Origin of the sequence: Nocardia sp. NPDC052254 (genome assembly GCF_040679495.1) — a bacterium.
In the GTDB taxonomy this organism is placed as follows: Bacteria; Actinomycetota; Actinomycetes; order Mycobacteriales; family Mycobacteriaceae; genus Nocardia.
The window spans coordinates 300,364-318,880 of record NZ_JBFAUW010000008.1 but is presented as its reverse complement, the minus strand read 5'-3'; the positions used below and the strand labels follow the sequence as shown (position 1 = coordinate 318,880).

Genomic DNA, 18,517 nt, shown 5'->3' with positions numbered 1-18,517 from the left:
GCGAGGACCGGCGGCATCATCCCCTCATCGTTGGCCGGCAACCGATGTCGTCGCGCCGTCGAGGTGGGCGTCGAGGACGCGCGCGATGTCGGCGACCACGGCGGGCTCGGTCATCGCCAGGTGGGTCGCGTCGATGTCGACATTGCGGATCTGCCCGTGCACGAAACCGGCCCAGCCCTGGTGTCCGGTGGCCCCGGCTCTCCGGTCCTTGGTCGCGGTGAAATACAACATGTCGGTGTCGACCTCGGGCGGATGCCAGTTGCCGGCGGCGTTGATCGACAGGTTGTAGGCGTCGGTCATGCGCTCGATGGTCGCGGCGTCGATGTGCAGGCTGTCACCCAGACGCTCGGAGATCAGCCGGGCCGCTTCCTCGGCGCTGGCGTCGGCGTCCACGAAGTCGATACCCATCACGGGGCCGAGGTTGCTGACCAGCTCGCCGGCGGTGACGGTCGAGACCTCGGAGGGGTCGATGCCGTCGGCTTCGGCGTCGAGCAGTGCCAGCAGCGCCACTTCCGCACCGGTGGAACGGATTTCGGCGGCGACGGCGTGGGCGAGCTGACCACCCAGGGACCAGCCGAGCAGATGGTACGGGCCGTGTGGTTGCACGGTGCGGATGGCGTCGACGTAGCGGCGGGCGATCTCCTCGAACGTTCTCGGCCCCGGTACCTCTCCACCGATCTGCGGTGCCTGCAGGCCGTAGATCGGGCGTCCTTCGGCGAGATATTCGTCGAACGGGCGGTAGCACCAGGACAATCCGGAGGCGGGGTGGATGCAGAACAGCGGAGGTTTGTCACCGGCGGTGCGGATGGGCAGCAGGACCTCGAATCCGAACGTCGGCGTGGTGGTCTCGCGATGGCCGGAACGCATCCCCGATTCGATGCGCCTGGCGAGATCGGCCGGGCGGGGGTCCGACAGCATCCAGCCGACGGGTACGTCGAAATGGAGTTCCTTGCTCAGCTCGCTGACGACCTGTACCGAACGCAGCGAGTTACCGCCCAGGGCGTAGAAGTCGTCGTCGACGCCCACCCGGTCCACTCCGAGGACGTGCTCGAAGGCGTGGGTGACCTCGTGTTCCAGCCACGACGACGGCGCCCGGAATTCCCGGACCGCGGCGACCGGTTCGGGTAGTCGTTTGCGGTCGAGTTTGCCCGACGCGGTCAGCGGGACCGTGTCGAGCACCATGATCGTGGTGGGCACCATGTAGTTGGGCAGTTCGGTGGCGGCGTGCGCCAGCACCGAGTCGGTGTCGACGGTGGCGCCGCTCTCGGGGACGAGGTAACCGACCAGGTGGCCCGCGGCCCCGGTCGAGTGCACCGCGGCGATCGCGCGGGCGATGCCGGGATGCTCGCCGAGCACCGTTTCGATCTCACCGAGCTCGATGCGCAGGCCACGCAGTTTGACCTGGAAGTCGGTGCGGCCCAGGTATTCCAGCTCACCGGTGCGGCGGCGGCGGGCGAGATCGCCGGTGCGGTAGAGGCGTTCGCCGTTGCCGCACGGATCGGGTACGAAGCGTTCGGCGGTCAGGCCGGGGCGGGCGTGGTAGCCGCGCGCGACCTGGGTACCGGCCAGGTACAGCTCGCCCGCCACGCCGGGTGGGACGGGACGCAGGCGGGGGTCGAGGATGTAGGCGCGCGCGTTCCAGACCGGTGTCCCCATCGGCATGGCGCCGTCGTCGGCAGGGGTGACCTCGTGCGCGGTGGCGTGCACGGTGAATTCGGTGGGCCCGTAGAGGTTGTGCAGCTCGACCTCGGGCAGGACGCGCCGCACCGCGGTGACGGTGTCGGCACCGAACGCCTCACCGGCGACGAGCAGGGTGCGCAGCGATGCGAGTGCGTCGGCGGGTGCGGTGTCGGCGAACACCGCGAGCATCGACGGAACGAAGGAGGTGATCGTGACCTGATGGGCGGCAATGGTTTCGGCGAGATACGCCGGATCGGTGTGGCCGTCGGGACGGGCGATCACCAGTCGCGCGCCGGCGGCGAGAGTGGCGAACAGTTCCCAGACCGAGACGTCGAAGGTTGCCGGTGTCTTCTGCAGGACGACATCGTCGGGGGTGAGCGCGTACCGGTCGATGATCCAGTGCAGCTGGTTGACGGCGGATCCGTGGGTGACGGCGACACCCTTGGGGCGGCCGGTGGATCCGGAGGTGAACAGTAGATAGGCGACGTTGTGCGGCCGCAGTGGTGCGATCCGGTCGGCGTCGGTGACCGGGGTGTCGGCGTATTCGTCGAAATCGAGTTCGTCCAGTGTCGTCAGCACGGCGACCGGTGCCGCGGTGGTGAGCATGTAGTCGATGCGTTCGGCCGGCAGGTCCGGGTCGACGGGGATGTAGCCGCCGCCGGCGGCGTGCACGGCGTACATGGCGGTGACCTGGTCGATGCTGCGCCGCATGCGCAGCGCCACCAGCGATTCCGGTCCCACTCCCCGGGCGATGAGGCTGCGGGCGACGCGGTTGACGCGGGCGGCGAACCAGTCGTAGGTCAGTGACCGCTCGCCGTCGGTGACAGCGATGCGGTGCGCGTGCCGCTGTGCGGCCCGGGCGAATATCGAGGCGACGGTGTCCTCGTCGGCGAGGGCGTGGTGGGTGGAGTTCCAGTGCACCAGGACGTTGTCGCGTTCGTCCCCGTCGAGCAGATCCACGTCGTGGACGGGTTGGGCGGGATCGGCGGCCAGCGCGGACAACATCCGCAGCATGCGGTCGGCGATACCGCCGGCGGTGTCGGGATCGAACAGGTCGCGGGCGTAGGTGAGAGTTCCGGTGATACCGGTGGGATCTCCGGTGCGGCTGTAGGAATCGGACACGGTGACCTGCAGGTCGAACAGCGAGGTGCCGATGTCGGCCTCCACCGCCGACAAGGTCAGGTCGGGGAGGTCGAATTCGGTGGCGGTGAGGTTCTGGAACGCCAGCATGACCTGGAACAGCGGATGATGAGCGTGGGATCGGGCGGGGTTGAGTTCCTCGACGAGGCGTTCGAACGGTACGTCGGCGTGACCGAAGGCGGCCAGGTCGGTGTCGCGGACCTGTTCGAGCAGCTCGGTGAACGACATGGCGGGGTCCAGGCGGGTGCGCAGAACCAGGGTGTTGACGAACATGCCGACGAGGTCGTCGAGTTCGGGTTCGCCGCGGCCGGCGTAGGGGGTACCGATGGTGATGTCGTCGGTACCGGCGAGGCGGGCGAGCACGGCGGCCAGGGCGGCGTGGAAGACCATGAACAGGGTGGTGTTGTGGGCGCGGGCGACGCGGTGCAGACTCGCGTGCAGGTCGGCGTCGACGGTGATCGGCACCGTGGCGCCGGCGTAGCTCTGCACGGCGGGGCGGGGCCGGTCGGCGGGCAGCGTCAACAGGGCCGGCGAGTCGTCCAGTTGTGTCGTCCAGTAGTCGATTTGCGAGCGCAGCAGCGACTGCGGGTCGTTTTCGCTGCCGAGGACGGTCTGCTGCCAGATGGCGTAGTCGGCGTACTGGACCGGCAGTGGGTGCCAGGTCGGCCCGTCACCGGCCAGGCGCGCGGAGTAGGCGGTGGTCATGTCGTGGGCCAGTGGTCCCAGGGAGGAACCGTCGCCGGCGATGTGGTGGACGACGAGGGCCAGGACCCAGTTGTCGTCGCCGAGGTCGAACAGCCGCACTCGGATCGGCAGGGTGTCGGTGACATCGAACACGGTGGTCACCAGCTCTGAGATCGTTTCGGCGAGTTCGCTTTCCGACAGTCGCGTCACCGCGATGGGCAGGGTGGCTTCGGCGGGTGAGAGGACCTGCTGGGTGGGCCGGCCCGCGACGGCCGGGTAGATGGTGCGCAGTACTTCGTGGCGTTCGATGACGTCGCCGAGGGCGGCGCGTAGCGCGTCGATGTCGAGATGTCCGGTCAGCCGGATGACGATGGGGATGCTGTAGGCGGCGCTATCGGGCTCGAACCGGTTGAGGAACCACATGCGCTGCTGGGCGTAGGACAGCGGGATGTGTTGTGGGCGTTGCTGTTCGGTCAGGGCGATGCGCGCGGTGTCGGTGTGCGATTCGGCGCGAGCGGCGAGTTTGGCGACGGTGGGTGCCTCGAAGATCATCGACACGGGTACGCGGGTGTCGAGTGCGGCGCCGAGGCGCGCGGCGACCCGGGTCGCGACGAGACTGTTGCCGCCCAGTTCGAAGAAGTCGTCGTCGGCGCCGACGGTGGTGTGCAGGCCGAGAACGTCGGCGAAGACACCGGCCACGATTTCCTCGACCGGCGAGGCCGGTGCGCGGAAGTGCTTGGCCTGCAATACCGGTGCGGGTAGCGCCTTGCGATCGAGCTTTCCGTTCGGTGACAGTGGAATGTCATCGAGGATCATCACCGTGGCCGGGACCATGTAGGCGGGCAGCGCCTCGGCGAGTGCGGTGGTCAGAGCGGCGCTCGAGACGACGGCACCGGGTGCGGGGACGACATAGGACACGAGTGTGGTGGGACCGGTGCCGTCACGGTGCGGGATGGTGGCGGTGAAGGCGATGTCGGGGCGGGCACCGAGGACGGCGTCGATCTCGCCGAGTTCGATGCGGAAGCCACGCACCTTGACCTGGAAGTCGTTGCGGCCCACGAATTCCACGTCACCGTCGCTGTTCCAGCGGACGAGGTCGCCGGTGCGATACATGCGGTGCCCCGGTCCGGCGAACGGGCAGGCGACGAAGCGCGCGGCGTTGGTGGCGGTGCGGTTGAGGTAGCCGCGGGCCAGGCCGGGTCCGGCGAGGTACAGCTCCCCCACGACTCCGGCGGGCACCGGTCGTAGCCGGCTGTCGAGGATCAGGGCCCGCATATCGGGTAGCGGGGTACCGATGCTGGGACGTTGTCCGGGCCGGATGGGCATCGTCGCCGTGGCGAGGATGGTGGATTCGGTGGGCCCGTACAGCACTCGGAATTCGCGGCGGCCGGCACGGTCGCTGCCGGCCCAGCGGTTGACGAGTTCGGTGGGGACCTCTTCACCGCCGGACAGTACGACGCGCAGGTCGTCGAGGCCGGCGGGATCGACCGAGGCGAGTGCCGCGGGGGTGACGAAGGCGTGGGTGACGTGCTGGGTGCGGAGCAGGTCGGCGAGTTCCGCGCCGCCGTAGGTGCCGGTGGGCGCCACGACGAGGGTGGAGGCGTCGGCGACGGCGTAGAGGATTTCCAGCAGTGAGGCGTCGAACGACGGGGACGCGAAATGCAGGACGCGGGAACCGGGTTCGAGGCCGTAGTCGGTGCGCTGGGTGGCGACGAGGTCGGCGATGCCGGTGTGGGTGACGGCGACACCCTTGGGCGTTCCGGTGGATCCGGAGGTGAAAACGACGTAGGCGGTGTCGGTGGGGTGCAGCGGGCGTAGCCGGTCGGTGTCGTCGATCGGCCCGGCGGCCCGGTCGCCGATGCGGGCGGCGGTGCCGGGGTCGTCGAGCACCATCCAGCGGGCGGTGCCGGGCAGGCCCGCCTCGGCGGCGGTGACGGTGATCCCCAGGGTGGCACCGGAATCGGTGACCATGTGGGCGATGCGGCCCGCGGGGTAGGCGGGGTCCACCGGGACATAGATGGCACCTGTCTTGACGACGGCCCACCAGGCGAGCACGGATCGATGCGAGCGGGGCACGGCGACCAGGACGGGAGTTTCGGGTCCGGCGCCGTGTTCGATGAGCAGCCGGGCCAGCCGGTTGGACTGTTCGTCGAGTTCGGTATAGGTGAGGCCGGCGTCGGTGGTGTGTACGGCCACACCGTGCGGGTTGCGCTGGACGGCGTCGGCGAAAATCTGTGGCAGCAGCGACGGCCGGGTGAGGTCCGCGGCGTGCCGGCCGACGGTGGCGACGAGGGCGTCGCGTTCGCCGGGGTCGAGCCAGTCGAGGTCGCCGACGGGAGTGGTGGGTGCGGTGGCGACGGCATCGAGTATGCGGCGCAGGCGATCGGCGAAGCGGACGACGGTGGTTTCGTCGAACAGGTCGTGGGCATAGGTCATCGTTCCCGAGATGCCCTGTGCGGTACCTGATTCGGCGTAGGAGTCGGACAGGATCAGCTGCAGGTCGAATTGCGACATGCCGGTGTCGACGTTGCCGCGGGTCACGGTGACCTCGGGGAGTGCGACGTCGACGTCGGCCATGTTCTGGAAGGCCAGTGCGACCTGGAACAGGGGGTGCTGTGCGGTGGATCGATGCGGATTGAGTTCTTCCACGATCCGTTCGAAGGGAACGTCGGCGTGTTCGAGTGCCTGCAGATCGGTTTCGCGGGTGCGCGCGAGCAGGCCGGTGAACGATTCGCCGGTGTCGACCGGAGTGCGCAACGCGAGGGTGTTGACGAACATCCCGACCAGGTCGTCGAGGCCGGGTTCGCCGCGGCCTGCGACGGGCGTGCCGATGACGATGTCGTCGGTGTCGGCGAGCCGGGCCAGCAGGACCGCGAGGGCGGCGTGGACGACCATGAACAGGGTGGAGTTGTGGGCGCGTGCCACATCCAGCAGCCGGGCGTGCAGCTGTGCGTCGATGTCGAGTGGGATGCGGCCGCCGGCGAGTGTGGCGACGGTGGGCCGGGGGCGGTCGGTGGGCAGGTCGAGCAGATCCGGGGAGCGGTCCAGGGTGGTGCTCCAATAGCGCAGCTGGGCCGACATCAGCGATGAGGGGTCGTCGGCGGCGCCGAGAACCTGCCGCTGCCACAGCGCGAAGTCGGCGTATTGGACCGCGAGGGGCTCCCACTGCGGGGGCTGTCCGGAGAGCCGGGCCGCGTAGGCACTCATGACGTCGCGGGCCAGCGGTCCCATGGATTGCCCGTCACCGGCGATGTGGTGCACCACCAGCACCAGCATGTACCGGTCGGTGCCGAGGCCGAACAGTCCGACGCGGATGGGTACCTCGGTGGCGACGTCGAATCCGCGGCGGACGAACTCGCCGATGGTGGCGGCGATGGAATCGTCTGTCAGATCGGCGGTTTCGACCGGGACGCGGGCGTGGTGCAGGACGAGCTGGTGGGGTTCACCCGCGGTTTCGGGGTAGATGGTACGCAGGACTTCATGGCGGGCGGCGACGTCGTCGAGTGCGGCGGTCAGCGCGGCGGTGTCGAGCCGTCCGGACAGGCGCAGCATCACGGGGATGTTGTAGGCGGCCGAATCGGGTTCGAAGCGGTTGAGGAACCACATGCGCTGCTGGGCCAGCGACAGCGGGACGGGTTCGGGACGGACGGCCGGTGTCAGTGGTACGCGGGTGCCGGTGGTGCGGGTGCCGGCGTGCCGGGCGAGCTCGGCGACGGTGGGTTCCTCGAACAGGGTGCGCACCGGGATGCGGATGTCGAGGGTGGCCCCGATACGGGCGGCGACGAGTGCGGCGCTGAGCGAGTCGCCGCCGAGGGCGAAGAAGTCGTCGTCGGCGCCGACACGATCGCGGTTCAGGACCTGTTCGTAGGCGCGGGCGACGACACCTTCGAGCCAGGTGGAGGGCGCACGGTAGCCGCGGGTGGGCAGGTCGGGGTGCGGGAGCCGGGCGCGGTCGAGCTTGCCGGTCGGGGTGAGCGGTATCCGGTCCAGGACGGTGACGACGGCGGGCACCATGTAGGACGGCAGCGCGTCGGCGAGCATCGTCTCGAGCGGGGCGGCGGTGAGTTCGGCGCCGGGCGCGGCCACGACGTAGGAGGCCAGATAGACGGGCCGGTCGTCGTCGGTGCGGGGCACGGTGACCGCGAAGGTGACGTCGGGGTGCGTTCCCAGGACGGCGTCGATCTCGCTGAGTTCGACGCGGTTGCCGCGGACCTTGACCTGGAAGTCGTTGCGGCCCACGAATTCCAGGGTGTCTTCGGCGCCGCGGCGCACGATGTCGCCGGTGCGGTACATGCGCATGCCCGGCTCACCGAAGGGGCAGGCGACGAAACGGGCCGCGGTCAGGGCGGTGCGGCCGAGGTAGCCCTCGGCGAGACCGGGCCCGTACAGGTACAGCTCGCCCGCGACGCCGTGCGGAGTGGGTCGCAGCCAGGTGTCGAGGACGGTCACGGCGACGGGTCCGGCGGCGGTACCGATGGTGATGGGGGCGCCGGGGGTCAGGGGGTCGGAGGCGGTGGCCCAGATGGTTGATTCGGTGGGGCCGTAGAGGTTGATCATGGCGTGTTCGCCGGCCCAGCGGTCGACGAGTTCGCGTCCGAGAGGTTCACCGGCGGTGGCGAGCACACGCAGGTCGGGCAGGTCACCGGCGGGCAGGGTGGCCAGTGCCGACGGGGTCAGGACGGTGTGTGAGATGTGTTCGCGCCGGATCAGATCGGCCAGTTCGGGTCCGCCGTAGACATCGGGCGGGGAGATGGCGAGCCGCCCGCACGACCCGTGCGCCAGCAGGATCTCGAACAGCGAGGCGTCGAAGCTGGGCGAGGCGACCTGCAGGACGACCGAGGTGCGGTCCACACCGAGCAGGCGGCGCTGGGCGGCCACCAGATCGGCGAGGCCGCGGTGGGTGACCGGGACACCCTTGGGTGTTCCGGTGGATCCGGAGGTGTAGATCAGGTAGGCGGTGTGATCCGGAGTTGTCGTGGCGGCGCGTTCGCTGTCGGTGACGGCGGCGCCGGAGACGGTGTCGAGGGCGTCGCGGGTGGCGGGGTCGTCGAGGACCAGCCAGTCGACGTGGCCCGGGAGCCGGTGGGCCGCATCGGCATTCGTCAGCCCGAGTGCGGCGCCGGAGTCCGACAACAGGAACCCGATCCGGTCGGGGGGCAGGCCGGGGTCGATCGGCATGAACGTGATGGCGGCCTTGGCGGCCGCCCACACGGCGACGATGGCGTCGAGGGAGCGTGGCAGCGCGCAGGCCATCACGGCGCCCGCGGGGCCGCGACGGGCCAGCAGCAGCCGGGCCAGGCGGTTGGATCGCCGGTCGAGTTCGGCGTAGGTGAGTGTGTCGGATCCGAAGGTGACCGCGTCGGCGTCGGGGACCGCGGCCGCCGAGGCGGTGAGGACGGCGCCGAGGGTTGCGGGGATGTGGTGGCGCCCGGTGGTGGGGCGAGGCGGGTGTGGCTCGGCATCGGGTGTCAGCCGGGCGAGGCGGGCGGTCGGCTGGGTCGCCATGCGGTGCAGCAGGTCGAGGAATCCGTCGAGGATCGCGCGGGCGTGGTCGCCGTCGAATTCGTTGTCGAGATAGCGCAGGGTGACCGCGAGCCCCTGGTCGGGTTCGGGCGCCACGACCAGGCTCAGCGGATACGGGGTGGCGTCGACGCCGGTGAGGGCCTCGACGCGCAGACCCGCGGTGTCGACGAGTTGCTGGAGTGCGGCGCGGTCGACAGGGAAGGATTGGAAGGCGATCGCGGTGTCGAACAGGGCGCCGACACCCGCGCTGCGGTGGATGTCGGGCAGGCCGATGAAGTGATGGTCGAGCATGCGGGCCTGGTCGGCCTGGATGCGGGTCAGCAACTGCTCGATGGTCAGGGCGGGGTCGAGTTGTACGCGCACGGGGATGGTGTTGAGGAACATGCCCAGTGTCCGGTCGACCTCCGCGAGTTCGGGTGGCCGCCCCGACACCGCGCTGCCGAAGATGACGTCGGTGTCGCCGGTGAGGGTGCGCAGGTTCAGTGCCCAGGCGGCCGCGACCGCGGTGTTGAGGGTGACGGCGTTGTCCGCGGCGACGCGGCGCAGCCGGTCGACCTGGGCGGCGGGCAGGTGGGCGTCGAGTTCGCCGGCGCTGACGTCGCGGGTGGTGGCGTCGGCGCGGGCGACGCGGGTGGGTTGCTCGACATCGGCGAATTCGTGTGCCCACGCGGCCTCGGCTGCGTCGCGGTCCTGGCGCCGCAGCCAGGCGAGGTAGTCGCGATAGGTCGGTGCGGGTGCGTCGGTACCGGCGTGCGCGGGGCTGGCGTAGTAGTCGAGCAGTTCGCGCATCAGCAGTGGCATGGACCAGCCGTCGAGGATGATGTGGTGGTTGGTGATCAGCAGCCGGAAGGCATTGTCACGCAACCGGATCAGGGTGAATCGCAGCAGCGGCGCGGTGCTGAGGTCGAAACTCTCGGACGCGTCGGCCGCGGCGATCCGGCCGGCCTCGACCTTGGCGTCGGCGTGCTCGCGCAGGTCGATTTCGCGGAATCGCGCCTCGGCGTGACCGGTCACGATCTGGCAGGGGCCGTCGGTGGTGTCGGCGAAGGCGGTGCGCAGGATGTCGTGGCGGTCGTGGACGAGCTGGGCGGCCTCGCGCAGGCGGTCGCCGTCGACGGTGCCGGAGAAGTCGATGGCGGTCTGCACGGTGTAGTTGTCGTCGGCCCCGGCGTTGTAGGTGGAGTGGAAGTGGATGCCGGCCTGCATCGGCGACAGGGGCCACACGTCGGTCAGGTCGTGGTAGCGCTGGTCGAGGCGTTCGACATCGAGCGGGCTGAGGGCCACCAGCGGGAAGTCCGCAGGCCGTGCGGGCCGGCCCTCGACGCGACGGGGGGCGGAGGGCCGCGGGGCCGGCCCGGTCTCCGTCGCGGTCGCGCTGTGGATCAGTTCCGCCAGTGCGGCAACGGTTTTGCGCTCGAAGATGTCGCGGGGACTCAGGGTGACACCGGCCTCGCGGGCCAGGGCGACCAGGCGCATGGACACGATGCTGTCACCGCCGAGGGTGAAGAAGTTGGCTTCGGCGGTGACGGAGTCCAGGTGCAGGACGGTGGCGAACAGTTTCGCGATGAGTTGTTCGTCGAAGGTCACCGGCGGTCGCCCGTCGGCCTGTTGTGCTTGGAATGCGATCTCCCGCAACGCTTTGCGGTCGATCTTGCCGACCGGGGTGCGTGGCATCTCGTCGAGTTCGACGATCGCGGCAGGGTTCATGTAGTTGGCCAGCGACGATTCCAGCGCGGTGTGCAACTCGTCCGGGTCGATGGTGGCGCCGGCCGCGGCCACGACGTAGGACACCAGGACCGGTTCACCGGCGGGCCCGCGCCGGGCGACGGTGGCGGCCGTGGCGACCGAGTGGTGACGGGCCAGGTGGGCGTCGATCTCCCCCGGCTCGATCCGCTGCCCGTGAATCTTGACCTGCTGATCACTGCGGCCGAGGTATTCCAGTTCCAGGCCGTCGCGGGTGCGGATCCAGCGCACGCTGTCGCCGGTGCGGTAGATGCGTTCGCCGCGTGGGGATTCCGGGTCGGCGACGAACCGGGACGCCGTGATGCCCGGGCGCCCGAGGTAGCCGCGGGCCAGCGCGGGCCCGCCGATGTAGAGCTCACCGGCGACACCGACCGGTACCGGGCGCAGCCAGGTGTCGAGTACCGACAGGGCCAGGCCGCGGATCGGGCGGCCGATGGTGACGGGCCGGTCGGGTTCCAGGGCGTCCGACGCCGTGGCCCAGATGGTGGTTTCGGTGGGCCCGTAATGGTTGAGCAGCCGCCGCCCCGGCGCCCACCGCGCGACCAGGTCGGTGCCGGTGGCCTCGCCGACCACCGCGATGGTGCGCAATGCGGGCACGTGCGCGGGATTCATGGTGCCCAGCGCCGACGGCGTGATGACCGCATGGGTCACCGACTCGCCGCGCAGCAGATCTTCCAGGGCGGTGCCGGCGTAGACCTGCGGCGGCGCGATCACGAGGGTGGCGCCGCTGCCGTGGGCGAGCAGAATTTCCGACAGGCAGGCGTCGAACCCGGGTGAGGCGACCTGCAGGACCGCCGCGGACGGGTCGATGTCGAAGGCTTCGGCCTGTTCGGCGACGATGCCGGCCAAGCCACGGTGGGCGACGTGAACGGCCTTGGGCGTGCCGGTGGATCCGGAGGTGTAGATCAGATAGGCGGCGTTGTCCAGGTGCACGGGAGCGACAGGGGCACGTCCGGTGCGGGCAGGCGCGCCGGGCACCTCGACCGCCGTCCAGTCGATGCGCAGTCCGTCGACGACGCCGGGAAGATCGTGTGCCACAGCGGCTGTGGTGACGCCGAGGAAGGCGCCCGAGTCGGCGAGCAGGTCCCGCAGCCGGGTGGCCGGGTTCGCGGGGTCCAATGGTAGGAACGCGGCGCCGGTTGCCGCGACGGCCCAGATCGCGATGACGAGTTCGGCGGATCGGGGCACCACGACCGCGACCAGTGTTTCGGGCCCGGCGCCACGTGCGGCGAGCCGCGCGGCGAGATCGTCGGCGCGGGCGGCGAGTTCACGGTAGGTCAGGGTGTGGCCACCGTCGCGGACCGCGACCGCGTCGGGGAATCGTTGCGCGGTGCCGGCGAGGATGTCGTGCAGGGTGCGTTCGGTGGCGGGCGCGCTGCCGCATCCGGCACGTAGCAGTTCGGCGAGTTCGCCGGTGCGCAGGGCGCTGATCGCGGAGACGGTGCCGCCCGGGTGGGCGGCGATCCCCGCGAGGATCAGCTCGAACCGGTCCAGCAGGGCCGCGGCGTCGGCGGCGTCGAACCGGTCGTGCGCGAAACGCAGTGTGATGGTGTGGGTTTCGCCTCCGGTGGGCCCGGCGTGACCGGGCCGCGGCGGGGTCACCTGCAGGCTCAGCGGATACGGGGTGGCATCGCGGGCGTCGATGTCGACCAGCCGCAGACCGGCCTCATCGAGGGTGTGGGTCAGCAACTCCCGGTCGAGGGGGTAGGACTCGAGCACGGTCACCGTATCGAACATGTCGGTGAATCCGGTGGCGCGCTGCAGTTCTGCGAGTCCGAGGTGGCGATGGGCGAGGGTGGTGGCCTGTTCGGATTGCACGCGCGCGAGCAGTTCGGCGACCGCTTCGGCGGGGTCGATGCGCACCCGCACGGGCAGCGTGTTGATGAACAACCCGATCATGTTCTCCACACCGGGCAGATCCGGCGGCCGGTCGGTGACGGTGTTGCCGAAGACGACATCCGAGCGTCCGGTCACGACACCGAGCAGCACCGCCCACGCCACCTCCACGGTGGTGTTGGCGGTGACGCCGTGGGTGCGCGCCAGTTCGGCGATCGCGTCACTGACCTCGGGGGTGAGGGTGCGGGTGATGATCCCGGCGGTGGCGGTCGCCGTCCGATCCGGACGACCGGTCACCAGGGTCGGCGCCTCCATACCGGCGAGCATCCGGCGCCAGGCGGTGACCGCGGCGTCGCGGTCCTGGTTGTGCAGCCAGTGCAGGTAGTCGCGGTAGGTACCGGCGGCCGGCAGGTCGGCGGGGCCGCCGTCGGCGATGTAGAGGGTGAGGAGCTCGTGCACCAGCAGCGGCATCGACCAGCCGTCGAGCACGATGTGATGGTTGGTCACCAGGAGCGCGAATTCCGCTGCGCCGGTGCGGATCAGATGGAATCGCAGCAGTGGCGGTCGGGCGGTGTCGAAGGGCCGCGACGCGGCGGCGGCGACACGTTCGCGCGCACGTGCGGCATTGTCACCGAGTCCGGTGAGATCGACTTGGTGCCAGTCCGCGCGCACCGCGCCCACCACGATCTGACGGGGGCCCGCGGTGCTGTCGACGAAAGCGGTGCGCAGACTGTCGTGGCGCTCGAGCAGGGCTTGGGCAGCGCGGCGCATCCGGTCGGTGTCGAGATCGCCGCGCAGTGTCAGTTCGGCCTGCACGGTGTAGCCGTCCTCGCCGGCGGTGTCGTAGACGGCGTGGAACATCAGCCCGGCCTGCAGTGCGGTCAGCGGCCACACGTCGGTGGCACTCGGGTATTGCACCAGCCAGCGATCGATGTCGTCCTGGGCGACCGTGACCAGCGGGAAGTCCGACGGGGTGAAGCCACCCGCCGAATCGGATTCGACGTGACCGGCCAGCGCGCCCAGCGCGCGGGTCCACAACCCGGCGAGTTCCTCGACATCGGCGGCGGTCAGGATGCCGGTGGCGAATTCCCACGTCGCGTCGAGTTCGAGGCCGTCGGGTCCGGGTTCGGCGATGGCGTTGATGTCCAGGACCGCGGGCAGGGCCATGCGCTGGTCGACCGTCGCTGTCAGAGAGGTGAATTCGGTGGTCGGCGTCCACGGGCCGGTGTGTTCGTGCGCGCCGACGCGGCCGAGATAGTTGAACGCGATCTGCGGTTCGGGCATGTCGCCGAGGACGGCGGCGGCTTCGGCGTCGAGGTGGCGCAGCATGCCGTAGCCGATGCCGTTACCGGGCAGCGCGCGCAGCTGTTCCTTGACCTGTTCGATCGCGCGTCCGGCCGCCGGGCCGCCGGTGAAGGCATCGTCGGTGTCGATGTCACGCAGATCCAGCCGGACCGGAAAACGGGTGGTGAACCAGCCGACGGTGGCGCTGAGATCGGCGCCGGGCACGGCCTGTTCCTCGCGGCCGTGGCCTTCCAGCGCGATCAGTTCGGTCTCGGTGGCGACGCCGCGGCGGCGGCGCCACTGTCCGAGCGCGAGTGCGAGCGCGGTCAGCAGCGGATCGTTGGCGGTGCCGTGGAACCGGGCCGGGATCGTGGTGAGCACGGCCTCGGACACCTCGGCGGGCAGGTGGACGCGGATGCGGCCGGAGCGCGCGGCGATATCGCGTCCCGCATCGGGGCGCCGGGTGCCGAGGACGGGTTCGCCCGGTGCGAGGATGCCGGTCCACAGGTCGAGTTCGTTCGCCCGCCGGGTCCCGGCCAGGTCCGACAGTCCGTGGTTCCAGCGCCGGACCGAGGTCGACGGTGCGCCGAAGCGCGGTTCGCCACCGGCGGCGATCTGCTGCCATGCCTGCGCCAGATCCGGCAGAACGATCCGCCACGACACCGCGTCCACGGCGAGGTGGTGGATGACCAGCCACATCAGGTCGGGTCCGCGTTCACCGGTATCGCGCAACCACACCGCCTGCACCAGCACGCCGTTGCCGGGGTCGAGCCGGTCGGCGGCCTGCTGCAGGACGGAGTCGATCTCGCTGTCGTCGCGGCGCAACAACCGGACCTGCCGCAGGACCGCGCCCGCGTCGACGGTCTCGGCGGGCGCGACATCGATGTGGCGGTCGGGCGTGGCCACGTCGCGCAGGACCGCCCGCAGCATGTCGTGGCGTTCGAGCACGGCCGCCAGCGCGCGTTCCAGATGTTCGGGTTCGACCTCTTCGGGCAACTGGATGAGGGTGGCCTGGGCGAAGCGATCGAAGTGCCCGCGCTCGAGCATGGCGTACATGATCGGCGACAGCGGCATCGGCCCGACTCCCCCGCCGGGTAGTTCGTCGGGTTGGCGTTCGGTGTCGGTGTCGGTCGCCACGACGGCCAGCCCGGCGACGGTCTTGTGTTCGAACACGTCCTGGGTGGACAGATTCACACCGGCGGCCTTGGCCCGAGCGACCAGTTGGATCGACAGGATGCTGTCACCGCCGAGGGCGAAGAAACTGTCGTCCGCGCCGACCCGTGCAAGGCCCAGCACCTGCGCGAACAGATCCGCGATGAGCTGCTCGCGCGGTGTGGCGGGCTCTCGTCCGGCGGGCGAGGTACCGAATTCGGGGGCCGGCAGTGCGGAGCGGTCGAATTTGCCGAACGAGTTGGTCGGCAGGCTGTCCAGCGGTGTGATCACCGTCGGAACCATGTGCGGGGGCAGCGATTCCCGGGCGAACCGCTGCAATTCGAGCGGGTCGACGCGGTGCCCGCGCACGGCGACGACATAGGAGGCCAGCACGGTCGTACCCGCCGCGTTGGGTACCGGTACGGTGACCGAGATGTCGACGTCGGCATGCGCGGTCAGTGCCGCGTCGATCTCGCCGGGTTCGATCCGGTAGCCGCGGACCTTGACCTGGAAGTCGCTGCGGCCCAGCAGTTCCAGGGCCGGCGCCGTCACGTCACCGGTCCAGCGCGCCATATCGCCGGTGCGATACATCCGGGTGCCGGGGGTGCCGTAGGGATCGGCGACGAAGCGGGCCGAGGTGTCGCCGTGATGGCGGCTGTAGCCGCGCGCGACCGCGGGCCCGGCCAGATACAACTCCCCCGCGGTGCCGGCCGGGACGGCCTGCAACGCGTGGTCGAGCACCATCGCCGACACTCCGCGCAGCGGACCGCCGACGGTCGGGGTGCGATGTGCTTCGATCGCGGCCGCCGCCGCGGTGACGGTGGTTTCGGTGGGACCGTATTCGTTGTACATGGTGACCGCGGGAGCCCACCGTTCGATGACGTGCGGCGGGCACACGTCTCCCCCGACGACGACCACACGCAGGTCGCGCAGCCGGCTCGGGTCGACGGTGGCCAGCATCGCCGGAGTGAGGGTCAGGTGGGTGACGTGCTGGGCGGCCAGCAGCAGGGTGAGAGGTTCGCCGCCGATCACCTCCGGCGGCACGATCAGCAGGGTCGATCCGTTCGCGAAGCACACCAGGAATTGCTCGAGCGCGGCGTCGAAGCTCGGCGACAGCGCGTAGGAGACCCGGGCGTCGGCGTCGACATCGCAGGTTTCGGTGCGGTCGGCGATGAGGTTGGCCAGGCCGGTGTGGGTGACCTGCACGCCCTTCGGGGTTCCGGTGGATCCGGAGGTGTAGGTGATGTAGGCGAGGTTGTCCGGGCGCAGCGGGCGGGTGCGGTCGGCGTCGGTGATCGGGCGGGTCGAGGCGCCCGCGCAGACCTCGGCGACGGCCGGGTCGTCGACGGCGATCGCGTGTACCGGATGCGGCAGCCGGTCGCGGTGCGCGATGTCGGTGAGCGCGACCCGGGCGCCGCTGTCGGTGATCATGTGCTCGATCCGGGCGGCGGGATATTCCGGATCGATCTGGACGATGGCGGCGCCGGCCTTGGCGACCGCCCAGGCGGCGACGACCGATTCCACCGAACGCGCGAGCATGATCGCGACGGCGCCGTCGGGCCCGCAGCCCCGGTCGACGAGGTGGCGGGCCAGTTGTGTCGATCGCGCGTCGAGTTCGCCGTAGCTCAGGCGCGTTCCGGGCGCCGCGACCGCTTCGGCGTCGCGGTGGCGGCGGGCGCTGTCGGCGAGGATGTCGGCCAGCACTCGGGTGCGCACGCCACCGGGGCCGTGCACCGGCAGCAGGGCGGCGCGTTCGCCGGCGTCCAGCAGCGGCAGCGCCATGATCGGATGGTCGGCGCCGCGGGCGAGGAATTCGTGCAGGAACATCAGGAAGCGGCGATGATGTCCGGTGAGTTCGTCGTGGCTGTAGGTGTCGGGGTTGCCCTGGAAGTCGATGTGGGTGCTGTCTTTTCCGGCGCCGGGGTAGATGTTGACGAACAGATCGGCGGTCGGACCGGAGGTCAGGACGTGCAGCCGCCCGGTGGTCTCGCCGAGGACGACGTCGTTGTCGACCATCATCAAGTTGACCGCCGGCCCGAACGACGCCGTCTCGTCGCGGGCGATGCCCATGTCACCGAAGATGTCTTCCTGCCGGTAGCGCTGCCGGCGCAGCGCGCTGGTCAGTTCGCCCTGGACGGCGGTGATCAGTTCGCCGGCGTCGCGCTCGCCGACCGCCACCCGCAGCGGCACCACGTTGGCGACCATGCCGCCGGAGCGGCGCAGTACCGCCGAGTGCCGTCCCGATACCGGCAGGCTCAGCAGCACTTCGGTGCTGTCGGTCATGCGGGCGAGGTAGGCGGCGAAGGCCGCGACGATGACCGGGGTGACGCTGGTGCCGCGCTCGGCGACGACGGCGTCGAGCAGTCGCGCCGTCTCGCCGGACATCGATTCGCTCACCAGTGCCGGATGGATGGTGGGTTTTCCGATGCGCCCGGCCAGGCCGACCACCGCCGGTGCTCCGGCGAGATGTTCGGTCCAGTATCGGCGATCATTGCCGAAGCGGGTCGAATCCCGGTAGGCGAGGTCCTGTTCGGTGATTTCGGAAAGGTCTTTCGCCCCGGCCGGCGGCGCCTTTTCGCCCCGCACCGACGCGTTGTACAGCTCGATTATTCGTTGCAGCATCGTGACTGCCGCGAATCCGTCGAGTGCGATATGGTGAGCGCGCTGGTACCACAGGTAGTGGCTCTCTCCGACGTGGAATATCACGCAATTCATGAGCGGGTCGCGCAGCAGATTCAAGGGCGCGGAATAGTCGTCCCGCATCATTCGACGAGCGGTTGCCACAGGATCGTTGTGTCCACGGAGATCCACGACCGATACCGGGGCACCACGCAACTCGTCGACGAATTGTCGAGGTTCACCGTCGACCTCGATCAGATGCAGATGGCCCGATCCGAATTCAAGGCTGGCCGTCTGGCAGGCATCGACGAGCACATCGGTATCCAATTCACCGGCGATGTCGACGTACTGCGCCACCGAAATCGGTGATGATCCGGCGAGATGCTGCGCGAACCATATTCCTCGTTGCGCCGCGGTCAGCGCGAATACCTCCCCGGGCCGCGACGGCGTCCCCGGGTCATCCTGAGCGTCCGCGTGCGACTCGTCGCCCGAGGTCCGATGGTCTTCTGTGACCGAGGTGGCGGAACCTTGCGCCGATGGATCGGAGTCGCGCCGGCCGCCGCCGAAAGGATTGTCGAGTTGGGTCACCGGTCCTCCATCGGGTGGGTTTACCTCCGTGCGGCGCCGGGTATCAGGCAATTGTCCGGTCACTGCGGTGGAAAATGCCGTGAAAATCGGTCGGTTACACGCACGTCCGACGCGGCACATCGCCGTCGCGCATGATTGGTGATTCGTGTTCGAACGAACGCCTATGAAGTGAGGCCGGCAGGGTCATACGGGGCGTTTCCGTCGCAGCCGGTGGTTTCGCGGCCGCCGCGGTGTGAACTCGTGATTGCGGCGGTCTTCGAGGATATCG

1 protein-coding gene is annotated in these 18,517 nt (G+C 70.0%); it reads right to left on the bottom strand.

Annotation, left to right across the window (positions count from 1 at the left end; genetic code table 11):
- Positions 1-24 precede the first annotated feature (24 nt).
- On the bottom strand, positions 25-18,249 hold the full coding sequence (locus AB0L57_RS21755) for an amino acid adenylation domain-containing protein (protein ID WP_364964957.1): 18,225 nt from the start codon (positions 18,247-18,249) through the stop codon (positions 25-27).
- Positions 18,250-18,517 lie beyond the last annotated feature (268 nt).